The following is a 21,229-nucleotide window of genomic DNA, read 5'->3' on the forward strand; positions in this document are numbered from 1 at the left end:
AGATGTGCATAAGAGACAGCGCCATGATCGAGGCCGCGCTGCGGGAGATCGAGATGAGGGAGTTGGCCGCCTGCAGCTGCTCCTTGCCGGCCAGCGAGCCGACGAGCCCCACGGCAGCCGGGTTGAAGAACGCCGACCCCGCCCCCGCGACGAGCTGCAGCGCCACCAGCATCCAGATTTCGGCCGCACCGGCCAGCAACAACACCGCCGTGCCACCGTGCGCGACGAAGCGGACCAGATCGGCCACCAGCATCACCGTACGGCGCTGAAAACGGTCACCGGCCGCCCCGCCCAGCAACGTCAGCACGATGACCGGCAGCCGCGTGCTGAGCACCACCACGCCGAGATCCACCGCCGACCCGGTGAGGTGCAGCACCGCGAACGCCATCGCGAACGGCGTCAGCGAATCCCCGAACGCCGAAGCCGTCTGGCCGATGTAGTAGCGGCGAAAGTCACGGATCGCCAACGGCGCGAGAATGATGGTGCCCTTCCCCCGAACGCCCCCGCGGCAGGGGGATCGCAGGCCACCTTGCCACCCGTCACTGACAATCTCGCCGGGACATCCCTATGGACGCGGCAGCCCGGCCGAGTCTTGCTGATCGCTCCGCCGGGGTCGGACGGGCTGACGTCCCACAGCCGTACGGTCTCGTCGCGTCCGTCTGGAGGGGCCGGCCGGTGACGTGGTTGTCGTGAGGGCTGAACCGGATCATGGACAACCTCGAAGAAGGTCGCCGGCCGGTTCACGCGAGGGTGTAGTAGGAGTCGACGGCGGGCTGGCCGGTGTAGTCGGGGCCGGCCTGGTCGTCGGCGCCGAGGTAGCGATAGGGGAGGTCGAGCGTGCGGCGGCCCTCGCAGCGGATGCGCCTGGTGCGGGTGTCGTACTCCAGGCCCTGGGAGCGGAGCGCGGAGGTGAGGCGGCGGCCCGCCGGGGAGCCGTCCCGCAGGCGGACGCCGCGCACGTCGAAGTTCGCGGCGAACAGACCGTCGTCGGCCAGCCACCCGGCGGCCCGGGTCAGCAGGCGGAGTTTGTCGCCCACGTAGTGCAGGCCGTGAACGCACGTGATGAGGTCGAACGGCGCGTCCGGCCGCCAGGTGGACACCGAGGCGGTGACGAGGCTCAACCGGGGCGGATCGGGCGGGCAGGCGAAGAAATCGACCAGGTCCACGCCGACGATCTCGGCCTCGTCGCCCAGCAGGCCCGCCGCCTCGCCCAGGGCGTACGCCGCCCCGCAGCACAGGTCGAGCCAGCGCACCGGCCGGGCGGTCGCCGCCCGCAGCAGGCCCAGGATGTCGAGGCCGAGCTCGTGGTCGTACCCGCGCAGGCGGCGCTCACGGTTCATCCGGTTGTTGGCCACCACCGTGGACTGTTCCAGCTCGGCGTCCGCGCTCAGAGGCATGATCCCGCCACTCTACGGGCGCCGGGGTTCATCCGTGGATGAGGCGAGCACACTGATCTGGGACCCTCTGGCGGGTTCCGTGGCCTCTATCCGGAAAGGACCCCCCTCATGACCGAGTCGCCGCTTCCCCGCTTCCACCTCGCCGTCCCCGTCGACGATCTGGACGCCGCCCGCCACTTCTACGGCGAGCTGATCGGCTGCGCCCAGGGCCGCAGCTCCGACCGGTGGATCGACTGGAATCTGCACGGGCACCAGTTCGTCACCCATCTGGCGCCCGGGCGCAGGGAGCGGGTGCACAACCCGGTGGACGGTCACGACGTGCCGGTCCCGCATTTCGGCCTGATCCTGACAATTCCGGAATTTCACAAGCTGGCCGATCGGTTCCGCGAGGCCGGCACCGCCTTCGTCATCGAGCCGTACCTGAGGTTCGAGGGACAGCCCGGTGAGCAGTGGACGATGTTCCTGCTGGACCCCGCGGGCAACGCGCTGGAGTTCAAGGCGTTCGCGGACGACTCGCAGGTGTTCGCCGTCTAACCCGTACGGCGCGGGAACAGCCCTTCCAGGCTCGTGGCGGGGTGGCCGGTGAGAGCGGGAACGCCGTCGCCCACCTCTTCGAGCTCCCCCGCCGCGATCGCCAGATACGTCGACACCCACGCCTCGACCTGCCAGCCGGGGGCGCCGCTTCGGGACGCGTACGCCTCCTCGACCGTCTCCTCGTGGTAGGAGAAGACGCGTCCCGTCGCGCGGGTCAGCACGGCCGCGACCTCGTCGAGCGTCACCGCGCGCGGCCCGGTCAGGTCGTACGTCGCGCCCTCGTGATCCTCCGGCCGCAGCAGCACGGCGGCGGCGCCCTCCGCGATGTCGTCCTGGGCCACGACGGAGACCCGGCCCCGCCCGGCCGGTCCGCGGATGACGCCGTCGTCGCCGGCGAGGTACGGCAGGAAGTCGGCGTACAGGTTGTCGCGCAGGAACGTGAAGGGGATGCCGCTGTCGCGGATGTACTGCTCGGTCGCCCAGTGGTCGCGCGCCAGCGTGAACGTGGCGTCCGGCGCGGCGCCGTAGAAGGAGACGTAGACGAGGTGGGTCACTCCGGCGTCGCGGGCCGCGTCCACGAACGCGCGGTGCCGGTCGAGCCGTTCGGGCCCCTCCTTCGCCGACACGAACAACACGGTCGTGGCCCCGTCGAGCGCCCGCCGCACGGCCACGGGGTCGCCGTAGTCGGCGCTGACCGCGGTGGCGCCCTCCAGCGAGGCGGCCCGGTCGGCGTGGCGGGAGACGAGCCGCTGCTCGACGCCGGCGCCGGCGAGCCGCGCGGCCACCCGTGAGCCCAGCCGCCCGGTGGCGCCCGTGGTGACGATGAACGACATACCGGCACCCTAATCCGGCCCCGCCCCCTGCCCCGGGACGAACCACCGCCTCCGGAGGGACCAACACGATGGACCGACCCCACCGGGAGGAACCGAGAGAAAACCGTCGCCGCGCCCTACGGCAACCGCGTCGATCAGCCCGTCCCACCTGAAGGAACCGCCACGAACAGCAATCCGTCCCGCCCTTGAGGGACCGCCGCCGTCAACGCCCCAGCTCAAGGCCCCTGCCGCGATCACCGGTGTCCGGGCCTCAGGGTGCCGTTCGTGATCGGCTCGCGGCTGGGGCGTGTACAGGAAGTACGTGCGAGGGCCCGAACAGGGAGTCCGCATGGTGGTGACATCCTTGGCCGGTGTTCTCATCTGATCATGTGGGCGCTGTGTTCTTCGATGTCGATGGCACTCTCGTCCCAGGGACGAGTTCGTCGGTCTTCCTGGCCGGCTTCCTCGGCCATCGGGACGCGCTGACCAAGGCCGAGGACGATTACGCCGCCGGCGTCCTGGACAATCGGCAGGTCTGCGAGCTGGATGCGGCGGCCTGGGAAGGCGTACCCGAAGACCGGGTCTCCCGCTGGCTCGACGGGCTGCCCTTGGTCGCGGGCATCACGGAGACGGTGGCCTGGTGCCGGCAGAACGGGCTGGTGCCCGTGCTGGCCACGCTGGCCTGGTCGCCGGTCGGCAGCTACCTGGCCGACCGCTTCGGCTTCCACACGTTCAGCGGGCCTCGGCTGGAGAGCGCCGGCGGCCGGTTCACGGGCCGTGTCGCCCGCCACTTCGACGAGTACGACAAACGAGACTTCGCCCTCGCGCTGGCCCGGGAGCTGGGGGTGGCCCCCCACTCGTGCGGAGCCGTTGGAGACAGCCGCTCGGATCTGCCACTGTTCGCGTCCGTCGAGTTGAGCGTGGCGTTCAACGCCTCGGCAGGAGCCCGGGCGGCCGCGACCGTCACGGTGGACGACGACGACCTGCGCGGCGTGCTTCCCGCGTTGACCCGCTTGGTCACGGCCGCCCGTTGACGGCCGCGACGACGACGTGGCGGACGCGACTTCACAAGGGTGGCGACCGCCCGATGCCTCACTCGAGCGCGGTGACGAGGTTGCGCATCACCTGCTCGGCCTGACCGGCGTAGTCGCCCACGGCCACGGTCCTGCCGGCGGCGTCCAAGGGGCACGCGCCCGCGACCCAGATCGACCGCAGCGGCGCGTCGGCGGAGGCCGCGTACACGTACTCCACCGGCGCCAGCCGATCGTTGCGGATGAGCCGAACGCCTGTACTCATGGACGCCCCTCGTAGACATTTAGCTGGATGCAAACCGATCGTCCCGGATCGCCGTCTTGTCTTGTGCCACACCAGCCCAAGGAGCCTCAGTGCGCGTCCTCCCCCTCGCCACCGCCGCGATCTTCCTGTACGCCTCCGCCCCGGCGGCTCACGGGGCCGTCAGCGTCGTGGCGTACGAGTGCACCGTCACCGCCACCGGAGAGACCCAGGAGGTGAGCATCGACGTCGAGCTCACCGTGCCCGAGCAGGCTCCCGTGGACGAGCAGATGACGATCGGCTGGCAGGGCACCTACGTCCCGGGGGCCGAGCTGGTCGCCCCTGACACGGGACTGGAGGGCGAGATCAGCATGTACGCCTATGCGGGGATCAGCGGCATCGACGGCCTGACCTCGGCCACCGGCGTCGCCCGGCTCGGCACGATCGTCGCCGGAGATCCCGTTCCACTCCCGGAGACGGCGGTGAACCTGCTGACGACACCGGGCACGCCGGGCTCCGGCACGGTGCACGCGGCCTCCGTCAACTTCGGCACGAGCCCTCAGGAGCGGCTGATCGAGTGCGAGATCGCGGACACGGCCTCCCGGACGGAGTATCCGCTCACCGTCGTCGGCGCCGACGGCTCCCCCACTCCGGACACCTCGGACTCGGAGACGCCGGAGACCGACGACACGGAGGACACAGAGGACACAGGGGACACGGACGCCACCGACACCCCGGAGCCCGAGGATACCGAGGAGACGGAGGACACCGAGAGCCCGGAGCGCTCCGAGACCCCATCGGGCGGCGCCGCCACGGGAGCCGGCGGCAGCGCGGGACCCGACGGCCGGGTGCTCCTCGCCACCGGCCTCCTGATCACCACCGCCGCCGTCACCGGCCTGGCCCTGCGCCGGCCGCGCCCGCGTTCCTAGCCGTTCCGCCCGTACCTCTCCATCTCCTTGACGAACGAGGTGTGCGCCTCCTCCAGCCGGCGTTCCATCGCCGCGAAGGCGGCCTCGTCCACGACCTCGTCCACCCCCGCGCCCGCCAGCAGCTCACCGGCCTGCCGCGCGCAGTCGTCCTGGGCGGCGTTGACGGCGCGCAGCAGCTCGTCTGCCAGGTCCTGGCTGGCCAGGCGCATCACGCGCGGGTTCAGCTCGATCTTGTCGATGCGGCCGGAGCTGTCGGCGGTCACCACGATGTGGCCGTCGGCGGCCGTGCCGCTGCCCCGCACGGCGGCGAGCCGCTCCTGGACGTCGGCGAGCCGGGCCAGCGTCCGCTCGGCCTCCCGGCCGACGCGTTCGAGGTCGTCCGGGCCGATGGAGCCGGGATCGAGCAACATCATTCACCTCAAGCGTTCACTCTGGACTCGGACAAAATACGGGATACTCTCATCTCACGTTTATCACCAGTTTCACCGCTCGCCATCGGGTGGCCAAGGGGAGGGGCCATGGCCCAGGACATTCACGTCACTTCCAAAACCATCGCCGACATCCAGCGCAACCTCCGCGAGTACGTCATCCCGGGCCTCGAACGGCTCAAGACCTCCGTGGACAGCACCGCCGTCCCCTTTCCCGGGTTCGGCACCCTGGGCGTCGTCCTGATCGGCAAGTACGACGGCATCCGCGACGACGTGCGCGCCCACGCCACCGAGGCCATCGACACCATCGAGAAGTGGATCGACGCCCTCGAGACCATCAAGAAGAACTGGCGGGCCGCCGAGGACGCCAGCACCGTCGTCTACCAGTGACCGGCGACAGGAGGACCTGACCCGATGCCGTACGCCATGCTCCACGCCAAGGCCGCCCTCGACGAGCTCAAACTGGCCGCGAGGTCGGCCCCCGGCATCATGGTCGGCGTGACCATCGCGACGACCGCGCTGGCGAACGTCCAGGGCATGGGCGAGGCCAAGTCGAACTGGAACTCCCTGGCCAAGGCCCTGGAGGTGGAGTATCCCGGGCTCGTCGGCAACGCCGTCTTCCTGTCGCGGTCCGGCTGGATCGCCGACGACCGGGAGGCGTTCCTCGACGCCGCGTCGGTCTTCTCCGGCGACCTGCAGAAGCTCAGCGGCCTCTGCTACACCATGGAGGGCCAGGTCGACCAGGTGCGCGACGCCTACGCCGTCTACTGGATGGAGATCGGCGTGCTGGCCGCGACCGTGGTCGGCTACGTCGTGGCCTGCCAGGCGATGAGGATGACCCCCCACCTGCGGGCGCCCGGCGAGGTGCTGCTGCAGCGCCTCACCATGCTGACCAACGCGATGATCGCCAAGAAGACCCAGTTCCTGTACGGGTTCCTCGCGGTCGCGGGCGGCACGCTGGCGACCAGCGCCCAGTCGATGGGCCAGCTCTTCAGCGTCCAGCCCACGGGGAGCGCCGCCATCGATTTCGAACGCGCCGTCATCAACACCGCCCCGCCCTCCCTCTACATCGCTCCGAAGCGGGAGGAGCCGGCCACCCCCGCGCCCGAGGGTGCCTCCGCCGAGTGAGCCGGGTCACACGAGCTGCCGGGTGATCGACGGGTCGGTGATGGCGGTGTCGGCGGCCAGCAGGAACGCCTTCGACAGGATGACCGACAACATGCCGCCGCCCTCCTCGAAGGGCAGGAACACCTCCCCCGCCGCGTGGTCGCGGCCGGGCACGACGCACAGGTACGCGTCGTTCGGCTCCATGAGGATGTTGCCCGACCCCAGGTGGATCTTGTACGTGCGCAGCTCGCCGCACACACGCAGGAACCGCTCGGTCAGCGGCGCGCCCTCCCCGCCACGGAAGCCCGGCGTGTCCACCGGGTGGAAGCGGAGCTCCTCGGCGGCGCAGAACGAGGCCGTGCCCCAGCCGTCGGCGTGCGGGTCGGCGACGACGTACATGCCCCATCGGGCCCGCCAGCCGGACAACTCCTTGACCGCCTCGCCCTGGTCGCCGCCGCACTCGTAGTCCCAGTGGCCGATGGACAGGTCGGTCCAGCCGCGCTGGTTGAGCAGCGCCTTGGCCTGGCCGTAGCGCAGGACGTGACCGGCGAAGCGACGGGAGTGCGTACGCGTGCGCTCCTCGGCGGGCGTGAGCAGGTAGATCTCCCGGAAGGCCTGTTTGAACGGCTGCCGCACCCCCCGTTCGAGCAGGAAGTCGCGCCAGGCCCGCACGTCGCCGGCCGCCTCCCTGATCGGGTGCCACAGCCGCACGGGTGTGTCGGGGTGGGGCTGGATGCGCCGGCCGAGCGGATCGGTCAGCTCCCAGCCGGTCTCGGCCCTGACCGGCAGCCCGGCGGCCCCTTGCAGGATCTGCCAGACGAGGTCGCGTGCGTACAGCCCGGTGACCGGGTGGTCGAGGAAGAACTCGGTGACGTCGCGCCAGCGCCACAGGCGTTCCTCGATCAGCGCCCGCTCCAGCCGGAACCGCTCGGCGGGCAGCGCCTGGCGCAGCTCCTTGCGCGTGGCCTTCAGCCCGGCGAGGAAGACGGTCTTCGACCACTCCTGCCCGTCGTCGGTGACCTGCGCGACCGGGCCCTCCCGGTGGGCGGCCACCATGGCGAGCAGCTCGCGGACGAGCGCGGCGGCCTCGCCGGTGAGCAGCGCACGGGCGGTCTTGAGCCACCTCTCGCTGGGCTTGCTGGAGCGGGCGGTCGTCCAGTGGCGCAGCAGCGGCAGCACTTCGGGGGCGGCCAGCCGCACGGCGTGGTCGCCCGCCATGGCCCGCGCGACGGCGTCGCCCTCCCAGACGGCGGTGCGCACGACTCCGGCCGGTCCGTGCTCGGGCGGCTCGGTCAGCACCTGGTCGAGCTGCCCGTGCAGCGCGTCCCACACCGGCCGGTGGTAGGTCCTGTACCACCACATCCTGCTGTCGAGGAGGCGGCGGCGCTCGGAATGGCCGAGCCGCCGGATGGCCGCCAGCGGGATGCGGTAGAGCTCCTCGTGGTCGGACTGCTTCCAGCAGCATCAGGGAGTCGGCGACCGACCACAGGAAACGCACGTCCTCGATCGTCCACGGCGTGTCGTCCTCCGCGACCGCCCGCACGGTCGCGAGAAAGGTCTCGTCGTAGCGGTGGGCCCTGTCGGCCGGCTGGCCGAGCCGCATCTGCACCCACCGGCCGTAGACCCGCCGCTCCTGCGGATCCACGGCCGGCCGCCGCCCGGCGTCGAACCCGGCGAACAGCTCGCGGGCCGCTTCGTCCAGTTTGTGAACCGGGCTGTCGTACGTCTGCGGGAAGTCCTCGATGACGCCCATCGTCAGCCGCCGACCAGGGGCACGAGCTTGACGAACGACACGACCGGATCGACGGTGAGGTCGATCGTCTCCGACAGGTCGTCGATCTGCCGGTCGCCCACCAGCAGCAGAAACCCGTTGCGCCGGAACGCCGCCTCGGCCAGGTCGGCCTGCCGCTCCCAGTCGATCCGCCGCGCGGCCTTCATCCGGTAGCCGTTCAGCTCCACCTCGGCGTCGACCGGCCGCACCAGCCCACGGAACCGCGCGGCCGGCGCGGCGTTGTAGCGCGCCACCTCCTCCCGCACCCGCAGCCGCACGAGCTCCCGCGCCGAGATGCGCTCGGGTAACCCGGGCAGCGTGAACTCGTCGAGCGGCTTGCCGGTGGCGCTCTCATCCCTGAAGGTGACCGTGGTCATGGGGCTCCTACGTCCGTGGATCAACGTGTCGAGCCATGGATAACAGCCCGCGCCGACAGATTCACAGATCGCCGATCAGCGACGCGGAGCGTCCGGCGCAACCGGCCGTCGTCGATCATCACTGGCCGTCCTCGGGCCCTTCCTGTACGGCGGGGGCACGGCCGGTGTTCTCACGTCCGACCCGTTTCGCCCTGTGCGCCGTCCCATTCCAGGTGGTGACATGAGACACCGCTCCCGTCACCTCGGCCAGAATTTCGGCGGCGACACGGCGGGATCGACCACTTTCAATCGGCTGCTCATCATCGGATCCACCCCCCGCAATGCGATCAGCCGCTGGCCACTGCCTTCTCCAGCAACCCCAGCGCGCCCGGAAGCCCCGCAGCCACCGTCGCGATCATGATTCCCATGCCGGCCAACCCGGAATGCTTGTGCGGGTACTCGATCCGATGCAGACCGGATTCGGCGATCGCGGCGACCTCTCTGGGACGTTGCATCTGCCGACCATCGTTGGTGAGCATGGCGTCGAATCCCTTATCGGCGGCTCGCGGATAGAGCGACTCATCGCGGGTGCCGGACCACCCAGGAAGATCCAAGAGATGGACGATCTCGTGACATAACACGAAGCTTGTCAGGACCTGCTGCAGAGGGCGTGGGACGTTCTCATCCAGCAACAGTCGCACGCTGTTCCCTGGACGGTTCGTAGCTGTCAACGTAGTCGGCGAAATCCGCCGCATCGAGCGCAGCCGTGACGCTCACGCTCGGGTAATAGTCACCGATCCGCTCTGGCGGCACACCATCGCGCAGCAACGCGGCCACCTCGTCGTAGGGCACGCGGGTCCCGTCGATCACGGGAACACCGCCCCGCACCGCCGGATCGACCATCACGTGCTCACGAGGCTTGAGGAGATCCGGAATGTGCCTGCCATCCCGATAGAACGGACGTAGCACGTCCACCAGATCGTGGATGACCACATTGGCCCGTCGATGCACCAGGTCGGTCGCCTGACCGGGCTCCACCAGATAAATGGTCGAGCCATCGGCCACCAGCCGGTAGGCCGACAGGTGCGCACGTTCCTCCAGATCGTCGCGGAGAGTGTCGAGGGCGCGACGGATCCTCTGCAGCGAGGCGTCGTTACGGAGCTTCACGCACGTACGTAGCGCGATCAGGTCGCGAAAGGAGTAGAGCACCGGCCGGGTCACGGAGATTTCCGGAACCAGCACGGCACCGCGTTCAGTGGCCTTACGCCAATGGGCCAGCTGACGAAGCGTGGCTCCCGACAACGCCGCCGCCAGTTTGGGCGTGTAGGACACCCCGCTTCACCTCCTCTCATGCACCGAGAAGCTTCATCATCGCAAACGTCTCCGTCTTCCACTGGTCTTTCCCACGACGACCATGTCACTGGCACGTGCCCGCCACGGCGGCTACGGCGTTGTCAGCAGCGATCAGCGTGGTCATCGTGCCCCGCAGAGAACCTTCGGTCATGAGAGGAACAGAGCCGAAGATCGATCGTCGCTCGATGCCGGCGCCTCGTCACCGACTCCCCTCCGTACCGTCAATTGCCGGACCTGTGCGGCCCCGAGCACCTACTGGGCCGACGTAGACCGCCCCGGCGACCGGCGCGCGCCTGCCTCAGTCGAGGATCACGTACGGCTCCGGCGGCTCGCCCGGGAAGACCAGGGGTGCGTAGGGGACCGGGTTCTCGACCACCGGGATCGGCAGGTTCGACGGGATCAGGCGGTCCGCCACCACGTCGCCGTGGCGGTCGACGGTGCCGAAGCAGTAGCCCAGCTCGCGGGCGGCGTCGATGAGCAGGGCGAGGGCACCGTTCGTGCCGGGGCCGGCCGGGGTGTCGTACGGGCCGTCGTGCAGCGAGATGATCGCGCCCGGCCGCAGTTGCGCGACGAGCGCGTCGCTGATCTGCTGCGGCGTGCGCTCCGGCACCCAGTCGTCGGTGCCGATGCGGGTCATGTAGGCGGTGTAGCCCATGTCCGCGATGATCTGCAGGACCTGCGCGTTCGCGGCGCCGAACGGCGGGCGGATGCCCTGGAACGAGATCGGCGCTCCCGCGGCGGCGAACGCCGCCTCAGCGGCCAGGATCTCCCGGCGGACGCCGTCGGGGCCTTCGGCGGCCAGCACCTGGTTGAGGTTCGCGTGGCTGTGGGTGTGGTTGAGCAGTTCGTGCCCTTCGGCCAGCTGGAACCTGGCGAACTGCGGGTTGGCCGCGACCCTGGTGCCGGTGTCCATGAACACGCCGGTCACCTGCTTGTCGCGCAGGATCCGCAGCGTCTCCGTCCGGTAGTGCGACGGCCCGTCGTCGAACTGTATGGCCAGCCGGCGGTCGCAGGTGTTGGGGACGGACGTGTCGCGCGGGCCGCCGACGTGGGTGCGGGCGGCGGCCGCGACGACGCGGTCCCGGTCCGGGCCGCTGAGCAGGCCGGCCTCGGCGAACGCGTCGGCGGCGGCGCGGGCGGCCGACACGAAGGCGCCGTGGGTGGCGAACGGCTCCCGTTCCCAGATCCGGTCCAGCAGCGTGCAGCCGTCGGGGCCCTGCGGGTTGCGGATGCCGGTGTCCACGCGCGGCGGCCCGAACCAGACCGTCTCCTCAGGCGACCACCCGTTCGGGCAGGCGTCGGAGGCGGCTCCCGTGCCGAGGGACCTTGAGCTCACGCCCGTGGCTGCGGGGCTGTCGGACGCGGCATTGACGGCGGTCGCTGCTGTCGTGGTCGCGGCCGGGGTGACCGGCGTGGGGGTGATGATCCGGTACGGCTCCGGCGGTGTCCCGCCGCCGAACAGCAAAGGCAGGTACGGCACCGCGTTGACGACCGACGGGATCGGCTCACCGCTGGAGACGTACCGGTCGGCGACGATCGCGCCGGTGCTGTCGAACGTGCCGAAGCACAGCCCGGCCGCCCGGATGTCGTCGATGATCAGCGGCAGCGCCTTCATCAGCTCCGGACCGGCCACGGTGTCGATGGGGCCGTCGTGCAGGAAGATGTTCCGCCGCCCGTCGGCGATGCCCGCGGCCACGTCGGCCCGCAACTGCTCGGCCGGCCGGTCCGGCAGCCAGTCCGCCGCGTCGATGTCACCGCTGACGACCGTGAACCCCAGCCGCTCCAGCTCGGCCCTGACCTGCGCGTTCGCCGCCAGGAACGGCGGCCGCATGCCGGCGAACGGCCGTTCGACGCCCGCCCGGTCCAGCGCCTCCTCCGTGGTGCGCATCTCGGTCCGGAGCCTCGGCACGGTGACCTGGTTGAGGTTGGGATGCTCGTAGGTGTGGTTGAGCACGAGGTGCCCCTCGCGCCGCTCGAACGCCGGCAGTCGCGGGTTGGCGTCGATGCGCATGCCCACGTCGAAGAACGTCGCGGTGACCTGCTTCTCGCGCAGGATCTCCAGGGTCCGCGAACGGTAGAACGACGGCCCGTCGTCGAACGTCAGGGCCACCCGATCGGTGCAGGTGTTGGGGACCGAGTCGTCGGCCGGCCCGCCGACGTCCGACCGCGCCGCGGCCGATCGGATGGCAGCCGCCTCGCGCGCGTCGAGCAGGCCGAGGTCGCCGAACTCGCGCGTGGCACGGGCGACGGTGGCGACGAACTCGCCATGGGTGGCGAACGGCTCCTCCTGCCAGACGACGTCGAGCAGCGTGCAACCGTCGTCCCGCCCGGGGTTGGGGATGCCGGTGTCGATGCGCGGCGGCCCGAACCAGACCGTGGCCTCGGTGGACCACCCACCCGGACAGGCGTCCGCCGAGGCGCCCGCCGAATCCGAGCCACCTAAGGTGCCTGGCGACTCCGCTCCCGGTAAGCCACTCAACGGTCCCGCGCCGGACGCCACCGTGGGCGGGCCCGCGGCGGCGCCGGGTGCGGCCACCACGGTCCCGAGCAGCGCGGTCACCAGCGCCAGCGCTCCCGCCGTCACCGATCGTCCTGTCACCGTCCTGGCCATGGCCCCTCCTTCGGGGGTCGAGGGCATGCCGAACGAGAGATCCACTCACGGCGACGCGAAACGCCGAGCAGATCGCTGATCTCTGTGAACGTACCTGCGACCGGTGGTCACCGGAACCCTTGGGTGACAGACTTTTTCATCAAGGTGATTGAAAACTTCCCGATGGGTCACCCCGCGACGGCGGCGGCCAGCGCTCCGGCGACCGCCGCGCGTGGCCCGAACGTACTGGCCCTGACCTGCAGCGACTCCCCCTCGGTGACGGCCAGCCAGCGCCGGGTGGCGGCCAGCGTCTCCGGCCGCGACCCGATCCCCCCGCCCAGCACGAACGTCGCCGGATCGACGATCGCCCGCACCGCCCGCAGCGCCAGCGCCAGCATCCGGCCCAGCTCGTCCAGCACCTGCGCCGCCGCCCCGTCACCACTCGCCGCGGCCGCGAAGACCTCCGGCGCGGGGCGCCCGCTCCCGGCCAGCTGCTGGTAGCGGCGCTCGATGCCACGCCCGCTGACCTGCTGCTCCAGCGGCCCGTGCACGAGGTTGGCCGGGTCGAACGGGTCCGCGCCGAACGGCAGGTCGGCCACCTCGCCCGCCAGCCCGCGACTGCCCGCGTACATCCGGCCGCCGAGCACCAGGCCGAGCCCGACCCCCGTGCCGACCGCGACGAACGCGAGGTCGCCCTCCCCCGGCCGCCAGACGTGCTCGCCCCAGGCGGCGAGGTTGGCGTCGTTGTGCACGAGCGGCCGGACGCCGAGGCGGGCCTCGAGGTCGGCGAGCACGTTCATCCGGTCCCAACCCGGGATGTTGGGCGCGTGACCCACGGCGCCGCTGACCGGATCGGGGGCGCCGGGACAGCCGACGGCCACCCGCGGCGGCCGCTTCCCGCCGCCCGCGTCCGCCGTCAGCGACGTCACCAGGCGGGCGATCTGGCCGGTCACGGCGGTGCCGCCGCGCGGATCCGTGCGTTCGGCGCGATCCAGCAGCCGGTGCCCGGCGGGATCGTAGAGCACGGCGTGCAGCTTGGTCCCGCCCAGATCGACCCCGACGACCGGCTCGGCCGCGCCTGCCGCGACCGCCTCGCCGGCGGCCGTGCCGACGCCGCCCGACGGCAGCCAGCCGGCCTCGGCCAGCGCCCGGCGCAGGGGTCCGGCCGTGCCGGTACGGTCGGTTCCTGGCATCACCACGGGCTGCGTCTCCAGTCTTGAGCGGGATCCCGTTCGAGCGGGCCGGGACGAGTACAGTATCAGCCTGATAGAAAACTCCAGGGAGCACCAATGTCCGGTCCGACCTCCTCGACGGCCAACGCCGGCACCGTCTCGCGGGTGAACCAGACCGCGATCCTCGACGTGCTGCGCCGTCACGGGCCGCTGTCGCGGCAGGAGATCGGCGCCCGTACGGGGCTCAGCGCCGCGACCGTGAACCGGCTGGCCGGCCAGCTGCTGCGCAAGGGCCTGGTCGTGACCGACGGGCACCAGCCGTCCACCGGCGGGCGGCCCTCGATCCTGCTGCGCTACAGCGGCCGGGCGCACCTGGTGTCCGTCGTCCACGTGGGCGCCACCCGCACCGAGGGCGCGCTGGTCGACTTCGACGGCACCATCGTCCACCGCGTCCGGCCGCCGATGGTCCCCGGAGTGCTGCACGCCGCCGACCGCGCGACCATCCGCCTGGAGGAGGCGCTCTCCGTCGTCACCGAGCTGGGCGCCGCCGCCGCCGAGCGGGGCCAGCCCAGCCAGGCCGTCGGGGTCGCCGTCCCCGGCGTCGTCGACGGCGCCGAGGGCCGCGTGACCTGGGCGCCCGCGCTCGACTGGCGCGAGGTGCCGGTCGGCTCGGTGCTGCACGACCGCACCGGCCTGCCCGTCGTGGTCGAGAACGACGCCAACCTGCTGGCCGTCGGCGAGCACCGCCGGGGCGCCGGCCAGGGTGTGCAGGACCTCGTCGCCGTGGTGCTCGGCACCGGCATCGGCGTCGGCATCGTCACCGGCGGCCGGCTGCACCGCGGCTCGCGCGCGGCGGCCGGCGAGATCGGCTACATGCTGATGGAGCGCTCGTCGCTGACCCGGTTCTTCCCCGGCTTCGGCGACCTGGAGAGCCGCGTCGGCTCCGCCGGGCTGACCCGGCAGGCCCGCGAGCGCGGCATCGTCGCGCCGGCCGACCGGCCGCTCACCGCCGCCGACGTGTTCGACCTGGTCAGGAACGGCAGCGCCGAGGCGCGGGCGCTGCTGGAGGAGACGCTCGACCACGTCGCGCTGGCCGTCGCCAACCTGTGCACCGTGCTGGACCCGGAGCTGGTCATCGTCGGCGGCGAGATGGGCGGCGCGGCCGACCTCATCACGCCCGGCCTGCGCGACCGGCTCGTCGGCCGGATCCCGCACGTGCCGCGGATGGCCGCCTCCGCGCTGGGCGACGACGCCGCGATCGTCGGCGCCGCGGAGCTGGCCGCGCGCCTGGTGAGCGACTTCGCCTACGTCCAGGCCACCCCCTGACACGACCGCTCGCCCGGCGGGAAAGCCGGTGGAAGGCCGACGGGAAAGCCGGAAGGCGCCGAAAAGGACGCCGCCAACGGTAGACGGCAGCCCCGGCCGTGGGGCACCATTGGGCCACTTATTGCTCGTGCTGGATGAAAAGTTCGCCGAGAAAGGGTGTGGTCCCGATGCCGAGACCGAGTCGAAGGTGGCGTGCGGGTGCCGCGGCCGGCGCCTTGGCGGTGCTCCTGGCGGCCTGCAGCTCGGGCGACGGCGGCACCGGCGGGGGTGGTGGCGGCGAGGGCGCGTCGAGGCCGTTCACCATCGGGCTGAGCAACGGCTTCGTCGGCAGCGAGTGGCGCACCCAGATGGTCGACGGCGTGGAGGCCGCGTTCGCCGAGTACAAGAACGAGAGCGTCGTGGACGAGCTGGTCGTCGAGAGCGCCGACACCGACGTCAACGGCCAGATCCAGCAGATCCGCAACCTCATCAACCGCGACGTCGACGCGATCATCGTGAACCCGAACTCCGAGACCGCCCTCGACGCCGTCTTCCGCGAGGCGTCCCAGCAGGGCATCGAGGTGTTCGCCATCGACCAGGCGGTCACCTCCCAGGACGTCACGAACGTCGTCATCGACCAGGCCGAATGGGCCCGCATCTCCGCCGAGTGGCTGGCCGGGCAGGTCGGCAGGGGCGGCGACATCGTCGTCGTCAACGGCATCGCCGGCCACCCGGCCAACGAGATGCGCTGGGAGGCCGCCCAGAAGGTCTTCACCGACGCGGGCGTCAACGTGCTCAGCGTCGCCGACGGGAACTGGGACCAGGCCACCGGTCAGCAGGTCATGACGAACCTGCTGGCCACCTACCCCGACGTCGACGGCGTCTGGACGCAGGACGGCATGGCGCAGGGCGTGTTCCGCGCCGTCCAGGCGGCCGGCCGGCTGGACCAGATCAAGATCTCCGGCGAGGCCCGGGTCGGCTTCATGCGGCTGTGGAACGAGGCCCGCGCCGACGGCTTCGAGAGCATCGGCGTGGTGAACCCGCCCGGCGGCGCCGTCTCCGCGCTGCACATGGCCGTCAACGTGCTCGACGGCCGGCAGTTCGCCTCCGGGCGCATGAACGGCAACACCGTCCACGTCCCGATCCCGTACACCGTGGACGAGAGCAACTTCGAGGAGCACTGGGGCAGGGTCAGCGGCGAGAACGACGCCTACAGCCTGGACGGCTCGCTGACCCGCGACGAGGCCGCGGCCTTCTTCCAATGAGCGCGCTGCTGGAGATGACCGGCGTCCGCAAGCGGTACGGCGGCGTCCAGGCGCTCGACGGGGCGAGCCTCACCGCGCTGCGCGGTGAGGTGCACGCCCTGCTCGGCCCGAACGGCTCCGGCAAGAGCACCCTGGACAAGACACTGGCCGGCACGGTCGTCCCCGACTCCGGCGAGATCCGGATCGACGGCGCCCAGGCCCGCATCGGCGGCCCGCGTGACGCGCACGCGCTCGGCGTCGCCGCCGTCTACCAGCAGCTGAGCATCGTCGGCGACCTGACGGTGACCCAGAATGTGGTGCTCGGGCTGGAGCCGGCGCGCCGGTCGGGGTTCCTCGACCACCGCGCCGCCCGCGACCGCGCCGCAACGGCCCTGGAACGGTTCGCCGCCGCCTTCTCCGGCCGCCTGCCCCTGGACCGCCCGGCCGCCTCCCTCCGCCCCGGCGAACAGCAGATCGTCGAGGTCGCGAAGGCCCTGGCCCGCGACCCCCGGATCCTCGTGCTGGACGAGGCCACCGCGTCCCTGCACAAGGAGCAGGTCGAGGTGCTGTTCGAGGTGGTCCGCGAGTTGCGCGCGGCCGGTGTGCTGGTGGTCTTCACCTCACACCGGCTGGACGAGGTCTTCGCCCTCTGCGACCGCGCCACCGTCCTGCGCAACGGCCGCACCGTCGCCACCGTCGACCTCTCCTCCACCAGCGAGGACGCCCTGGTCCGCCTGATGGTCGCCGCCCCTCGTCCCGAGCCCGCGAGCCCGCCCGAGGCGCCGCACCGAGCATCCGCCGGAACGAGTGCCGCCGCGCACGGAGCCCGGGAAGCGCCGGTCCGCGGCGGCACGGCGGAGCCGGGGGCGGTGGCCCTGGAGGTGCGTGGGCTCACCACCGACCGGCTGCGCGACGTCGACTTCACCGTCCGCGCCGGTGAGGTGCTGGGACTCGGCGGGCTGCAGGGGCAGGGCCAGTCCGAGCTGCTGCTGGCGCTGTTCGGCGCCGCCCGGATCACCGCCGGGGACGTGCTGCTGGACGGCGAGGCGCTGCCGCTGACCTCCCCGGCCAGGGCGGCCCGCGCGGGGGTCGCCCTGGTGCCCGGCGACCGGGCGCGGCAGGGCATGTTCGCCTCCCGTCCGATCCAGGAGAACCTCTCACTGGCCAGCATGCGCCGCCGAGCCCGGATGAAGCTCGCGCTCAGCGCGCCGGCCGAGCGGCGCGCCGCCCGATCGATGGTCGAACGGCTCGGCATCAAGATCGGCTCGCTGAACGATCCGGTGGCCACCCTGTCGGGCGGCAACCAGCAGAAGGTCGTCATCGGCAAGTGGCTGCTCGACCGGCCACGGGTCGTCCTGCTCGACGACCCCGCCAAGGGCGTCGACGTGGCCGCGAAGGAGGAGATCTACGCGATCATCCGCGGCCTCGCCGCCGAGGGCGCCGTCGTCATCCTCAACTCCAGCGACAACCGTGAGCTGACCGAACTGAGCGACCGCGTCCTGGTGCTGTTCGAGGGGGCCGTCGCCGAGGAGCTGACCGCGGCGGCGATCACCGAGAACCGGCTGGTGTCCAGCGCGCTGCGCCTCGCCCCAGGAGAAACCCTGTGAACACCCCGACCCTGCCGCCGAAGCCCGGCCCGCGCAGCGCCCGGCCGCCTGGCATACGACCGGTCGGCACACGACCGACCGGCACACGACCGATCGGCACCGAACCGCCCGCCACCCCCGCGGTGGGAGGAGCCCTGTGAGGGGGCTCTTCCCCGGGGTGCGGTTGCCGGGGGTGCAGTTGTCGGGGGCCGCGACGGTGGCGATGTTGGTCGTCGCGGTGGTCGTCAACTCGGCGTTGCAGCCCAACTTCTGGAGCGGCTACGCGCTGACGTCGAACTTCGCGACGTTCGTGCCGCTGGTCGCGATCGCCGTCGGCCAGACGGTCGTCGTGTTGAGCGGCGGCATCGACCTCTCGCTCGGCGCGCAGGTCACGCTGGCGAGCGTCGTCGCCGTCCGGATCGTCGACGGGCAGCTCGACCGGCTCCCGCAGGCCGTGGCCGCCGCGCTCGGCGTCGGGCTGGTCTGCGGCGCGCTGAACGGGCTGGTGGTCGCCCTCGTACGGCTGCAGCCGATCGTCGCGACGTTCGCGACCAGCTTCGTCTTCTCGGGGCTGGCGCTGGTGGTGCTGCCGACGCCGGGCGGCTCGGTGCCGCTCGAGGTGACGACCGCCTACCGTGCCGCCGTGCTCGGGGTGCCGGTCGCGCTGCTGGCGATCCTCGGCCTCGCGCTGCTGTGGTGGGTGCTGCGCCGGCACCGCGTGCTGCGGCACGTCTACGCCGTCGGCGGCGACCCCGAGGCCGCGTACGCCTCGCTGGTGCCGGTCGCGCGGACGCGGATCTCCGCGTACGTGCTGGGCGGGTTGTTCGCGGCGCTGGCGGCGCTGGCGGTGCTGGCCAACACCGGCTCCGGCGACCCGTTCGTCGGCAACGAGTTGACCCTCGCGTCGGTCGCAGCGGTGGTGATCGGCGGGACGTCGCTGGCCGGCGGGCGCGGCGGCGCGGGCGGGTCGATCCTCGGCGCCATCGTGCTGGCGCTGGTCACGAACATCGTGTTCTTCGCCGACGTGCCGACGACGTACCGGCAGCTCGTCAACGGCGCCGTGATCATCCTGGCGCTGGCCCTGGCCGGCATCCCGGCGTTGCAGAAGAGGAGGCCGGCGGCATGAGCGCACCGACCGTGGAGACACCGCGCCGCGCCCTCGCCTGGCGGCCGGGGCCGGTGGCGCTGGCCGGCGCGGTCGCCGTCGTCCTGGTGATCGCCGGCGAGCTCGTCTCGCCCGGGTTCGCCGGGTACGGCCAGCTGGTCAACCTCATGCGGGTGGCGGCGTTCCTCGGCGTCATCGCGATCGGCCAGACCATCGTGATCATCGCGGGCGGCGGCGGCGTCGACCTGTCGGTGGGCAAGGTGGCGACGTTCGCGGCCATCATCGGGTCGCGGGTGATGGCGGGCGACGACGCGAACATCGTGCCGGCCGTGGCCCTGGCGCTGCTGGTCTCGGCCGGGATCGGGCTGGTCAACGGCCTCGGCGTCACGCTGCTGCGCATCCCGCCGTTCGTCATGACGCTGGGCATGATCGGCGTGGTGCAGGGGCTGATCCTCGCCTACACCGGCGGCCAGGCCAGCGGCCGGGCCGCGCCGGCGCTGACGTCGCTGGTCAACGGCCGGATCGTGTTCGACCTGCCCGGGCTGCTGTTCCTGTGGCTGCTGCTCGGCCTGCTCGCCGTCTGGCTGCTGCGCCGCACCACGTTCGGCTGGAACCTGTACGCCGTCGGCGCCAACCGCACCGCCGCCGAGCTGACCGGCGTCCGGCCCGGCCGCACGCTGGTCCTGGCGTACGTGCTGTCCGCGACGTTCGCCGGGCTGGCCGGCATCCTGCTGCTCGGCTACACCGAGTCGGTCTTCCTCGACCTCGCCGACCAGTACATGCTGCCGTCGGTGGCGGCCGTCGTCATCGGCGGGACGCTGCTGGCCGGCGGCATCGGCGGCTACGCCGGCACCGCGGTCGGCGCGATCGTGCTGACCGTCCTTCAGGGTCTGCTCACCACGCTGGACATCGGCGGCGCCTGGCGCACCGTCGTCAACGGCGTCGTCCTGCTCGTCCTGCTGTCGCTCTACGGGCGGCAGCGACGCCTTCGGAGTTAGGGGTTGCGCATGGAGAACAGCGAGCGGCTCGGCGTCGGCATCGTCGGCGCCGGATTCATGGCGAACTTCCACGTCACCTCGTGGACCGGCGTCCGCGACGCCGACGTCGTCGCCGTCCAGAGCCCGCGGGCGGAGAGCGCGCAGGCGCTGGCCGACCACTGCCGCGAGCTGCGGGTCGGCGACGCGCGCGCCTACACCGACCTGCGCGAGCTGGTCCGCGACCCGCGGGTCGACGCCGTGTGGGTGGTGGCGCCGAACCACGCCCGGCTGGCCGTCATCGAGACGATCGCCCAGGAGGTCATGTCCGGGCGCGCGTCGCTCGTCGGCGTCGCCGTCGAGAAGCCGCTCGGCCGCACCCTCGCCGAGGCCCGCCGGCTGCTGGAGCTGGTCGAGCGCGCGGGGCTGCGGCACGCTTACCTGGAGAACCAGGTGTACGCGCCCGCCGTCACCCGCGGCCACGAGCTGGTCTGGGCCCGGGGCGCCGCGGCGGCCGGCTCGCCGTACCTGGCCCGCTGCGCCGAGGAGCACAGCGGCCCGCACGCCGCCTGGTTCTGGGACGGCACGCGGCAGGGCGGCGGCGTGCTCAGCGACATGATGTGCCACTCGATCGAGGCCGGCCGCTACCTGCTGACGCCGCCCGGCGCGGACCAGTCGGACTGGCTCACCCCGGTGGCGGTGAGCGCGCAGATCGCCTCGCTGAAGTGGTCGCGCAAGCGGCACGCCGCGCAGCTGGCCGAGCGGTTCGGCGGCGCCGTCGACTACACCCGGCGGCCGGCCGAGGACTACGCCCACGCGACCATCACGTTCCGCAACGGCGACGGCGACGAGGCGGTCATCGAGGCGACCACGTCGTGGAGCTACGTCGGCCCGGGGCTGCGGCTGACGTTCGAGCTGCTCGGGCCGGAGTACTCGATGAGCGCGAGCACGCTGAGCACGGAGGCGCAGCTGTTCCTCAGCCGGGAGATCCGCTCGCCCGAGGGCGAGGACCTGGTCGAGAAGCAGGGCGCGGAGCAGGGGCTGCTCCCGGTCGTCTCCGACGAGGCCATGACGTACGGCTACACGACGGAGAACCGGGTGGTGACCGCGGACTTCCTGGCCGGGCGGCAGCCGCGGGAGAGCCTGAAGCACGGGGTCGAGGTGACCGAGCTGATGATGGCCGCGTACCTCTCGGCCGAGACGGGCCAGACAGTACGCTTCCCGATGACCGGTCTGGATGGGTTCGTGCCGCAGGTGGCGCAGGGGACCTGGCGGCCCGGCCAGGCGTGAGCCG

21 protein-coding genes and 1 pseudogene are annotated in these 21,229 nt (G+C 71.9%); 11 read left to right on the forward strand and 11 right to left on the reverse strand.

Annotation, left to right across the window (positions count from 1 at the left end; genetic code table 11):
- A partial coding sequence (locus C1J01_RS08415) for an MFS transporter (protein ID WP_146615499.1) occupies positions 1–466 on the reverse strand: 466 nt, incomplete at its 3' end.
- Positions 467–740: 274 nt separating this feature from the next.
- Positions 741–1,397, reverse strand: coding sequence for a class I SAM-dependent methyltransferase (locus C1J01_RS08420; RefSeq protein ID WP_111177794.1), 657 nt, complete (start codon positions 1,395–1,397; stop codon positions 741–743).
- Between the two features lie 108 nt (positions 1,398–1,505).
- Here C1J01_RS08420 and C1J01_RS08425 point away from each other — a divergent pair, with 108 nt between their 5' ends.
- A complete protein-coding gene (locus C1J01_RS08425; RefSeq protein ID WP_111177796.1) occupies positions 1,506–1,931 on the forward strand; it encodes a VOC family protein in 426 nt (141 codons plus the stop codon).
- On the opposite strand, the gene C1J01_RS08430 is transcribed toward C1J01_RS08425, so the two are convergent.
- Positions 1,928–2,764, reverse strand: a complete 837-nt coding sequence (locus C1J01_RS08430) for an SDR family oxidoreductase (RefSeq protein ID WP_111177798.1) — start codon at positions 2,762–2,764, stop codon at positions 1,928–1,930. The genes C1J01_RS08425 and C1J01_RS08430 overlap by 4 nt on opposite strands.
- Before the next feature lie 377 nt (positions 2,765–3,141).
- On the opposite strand from C1J01_RS08430, the gene C1J01_RS08435 reads away from it, so the two are divergent.
- A complete protein-coding gene (locus C1J01_RS08435; protein ID WP_181448632.1) occupies positions 3,142–3,777 on the forward strand; it encodes an HAD family hydrolase in 636 nt (211 codons plus the stop codon).
- 64 nt (positions 3,778–3,841) lie between these two features.
- Here C1J01_RS08435 and C1J01_RS08440 read toward each other — a convergent pair.
- Positions 3,842–4,039: pseudogene (locus C1J01_RS08440) on the reverse strand (RidA family protein); the annotation flags it as partial.
- Between the two features lie 89 nt (positions 4,040–4,128).
- On the opposite strand from C1J01_RS08440, the gene C1J01_RS49650 reads away from it, so the two are divergent.
- The gene (locus C1J01_RS49650) at positions 4,129–4,944 is read left to right on the forward strand and encodes a hypothetical protein (protein ID WP_181448633.1); all 816 of its coding nucleotides are present in this window, start codon (positions 4,129–4,131) and stop codon (positions 4,942–4,944) included.
- On the opposite strand, the gene C1J01_RS08450 is transcribed toward C1J01_RS49650, so the two are convergent.
- Positions 4,941–5,357: a YbaB/EbfC family nucleoid-associated protein gene (locus tag C1J01_RS08450; RefSeq protein ID WP_111177804.1), complete on the reverse strand. Its 417-nt coding sequence runs from the start codon at positions 5,355–5,357 to the stop codon at positions 4,941–4,943. The genes C1J01_RS49650 and C1J01_RS08450 overlap by 4 nt on opposite strands.
- 105 nt (positions 5,358–5,462) lie before the next feature.
- Here C1J01_RS08450 and C1J01_RS08455 point away from each other — a divergent pair, with 105 nt between their 5' ends.
- Both C1J01_RS08455 and C1J01_RS08460 read left to right on the forward strand, forming a co-directional pair.
- On the forward strand, positions 5,463–5,762 hold the full coding sequence (locus tag C1J01_RS08455) for a hypothetical protein (protein WP_111177806.1): 300 nt from the start codon (positions 5,463–5,465) through the stop codon (positions 5,760–5,762).
- Positions 5,763–5,786: 24 nt separating this feature from the next.
- On the forward strand, positions 5,787–6,500 hold the full coding sequence (locus C1J01_RS08460) for a hypothetical protein (RefSeq protein ID WP_111177808.1): 714 nt from the start codon (positions 5,787–5,789) through the stop codon (positions 6,498–6,500).
- A 6-nt stretch (positions 6,501–6,506) separates the two neighbouring features.
- Here C1J01_RS08460 and C1J01_RS08465 read toward each other — a convergent pair whose 3' ends face one another.
- From C1J01_RS08465 to C1J01_RS08490, 6 genes are all read right to left on the reverse strand, one after another.
- On the reverse strand, positions 6,507–7,841 hold the full coding sequence (locus C1J01_RS08465; RefSeq protein ID WP_111177810.1) for a DUF4132 domain-containing protein: 1,335 nt from the start codon (positions 7,839–7,841) through the stop codon (positions 6,507–6,509).
- A gap of 393 nt (positions 7,842–8,234) precedes the next feature.
- Entirely contained in the window at positions 8,235–8,627 is a 393-nt protein-coding gene (locus C1J01_RS08470) for a hypothetical protein (protein WP_111177812.1), read from the reverse strand.
- A gap of 326 nt (positions 8,628–8,953) precedes the next feature.
- Complete coding sequence (locus C1J01_RS08475) at positions 8,954–9,307, reverse strand: PIN-like domain-containing protein (RefSeq protein WP_235854332.1); 354 nt, start codon at positions 9,305–9,307, stop codon at positions 8,954–8,956.
- Complete coding sequence (locus C1J01_RS08480) at positions 9,288–9,938, reverse strand: DUF433 domain-containing protein (protein WP_111177814.1); 651 nt, start codon at positions 9,936–9,938, stop codon at positions 9,288–9,290. The genes C1J01_RS08475 and C1J01_RS08480 overlap by 20 nt, the downstream gene beginning before the upstream one ends.
- A 319-nt stretch (positions 9,939–10,257) precedes the next feature.
- Positions 10,258–12,570: a polysaccharide deacetylase family protein gene (locus tag C1J01_RS08485; protein WP_181448634.1), complete on the reverse strand. Its 2,313-nt coding sequence runs from the start codon at positions 12,568–12,570 to the stop codon at positions 10,258–10,260.
- 167 nt (positions 12,571–12,737) lie between these two features.
- The gene (locus C1J01_RS08490; RefSeq protein WP_146615501.1) at positions 12,738–13,742 is read right to left on the reverse strand and encodes an ROK family protein; all 1,005 of its coding nucleotides are present in this window, start codon (positions 13,740–13,742) and stop codon (positions 12,738–12,740) included.
- Between the two features lie 96 nt (positions 13,743–13,838).
- Here C1J01_RS08490 and C1J01_RS08495 point away from each other — a divergent pair, with 96 nt between their 5' ends.
- From C1J01_RS08495 to C1J01_RS08520, 6 genes are all read left to right on the forward strand, one after another.
- A complete protein-coding gene (locus tag C1J01_RS08495) occupies positions 13,839–15,047 on the forward strand; it encodes an ROK family transcriptional regulator (protein WP_111177820.1) in 1,209 nt (402 codons plus the stop codon).
- A gap of 221 nt (positions 15,048–15,268) precedes the next feature.
- Positions 15,269–16,291, forward strand: coding sequence for an ABC transporter substrate-binding protein (locus tag C1J01_RS08500; RefSeq protein WP_235854338.1), 1,023 nt, complete (start codon positions 15,269–15,271; stop codon positions 16,289–16,291).
- Positions 16,288–17,877 (forward strand): sugar ABC transporter ATP-binding protein, encoded by a 1,590-nt coding sequence (locus C1J01_RS08505; protein ID WP_111177822.1) that lies wholly within the window; start codon positions 16,288–16,290, stop codon positions 17,875–17,877. The genes C1J01_RS08500 and C1J01_RS08505 overlap by 4 nt, the downstream gene beginning before the upstream one ends.
- 136 nt (positions 17,878–18,013) lie before the next feature.
- Positions 18,014–18,982 carry an ABC transporter permease gene (locus C1J01_RS08510; RefSeq protein ID WP_235854333.1) on the forward strand — a complete coding sequence of 323 codons (969 nt, stop codon included), beginning with the start codon at positions 18,014–18,016 and terminating at the stop codon, positions 18,980–18,982.
- Complete coding sequence (locus C1J01_RS08515; protein ID WP_111177824.1) at positions 18,979–19,959, forward strand: ABC transporter permease; 981 nt, start codon at positions 18,979–18,981, stop codon at positions 19,957–19,959. The genes C1J01_RS08510 and C1J01_RS08515 overlap by 4 nt, the downstream gene beginning before the upstream one ends.
- Positions 19,960–19,968: 9 nt before the next feature.
- Positions 19,969–21,225 carry a Gfo/Idh/MocA family protein gene (locus C1J01_RS08520; RefSeq protein WP_111177826.1) on the forward strand — a complete coding sequence of 419 codons (1,257 nt, stop codon included), beginning with the start codon at positions 19,969–19,971 and terminating at the stop codon, positions 21,223–21,225.
- Positions 21,226–21,229 lie beyond the last annotated feature (4 nt).

Source organism: Nonomuraea aridisoli (genome assembly GCF_003236395.1).
GTDB classification, from domain to species: domain Bacteria; phylum Actinomycetota; class Actinomycetes; order Streptosporangiales; family Streptosporangiaceae; genus Nonomuraea; species Nonomuraea aridisoli.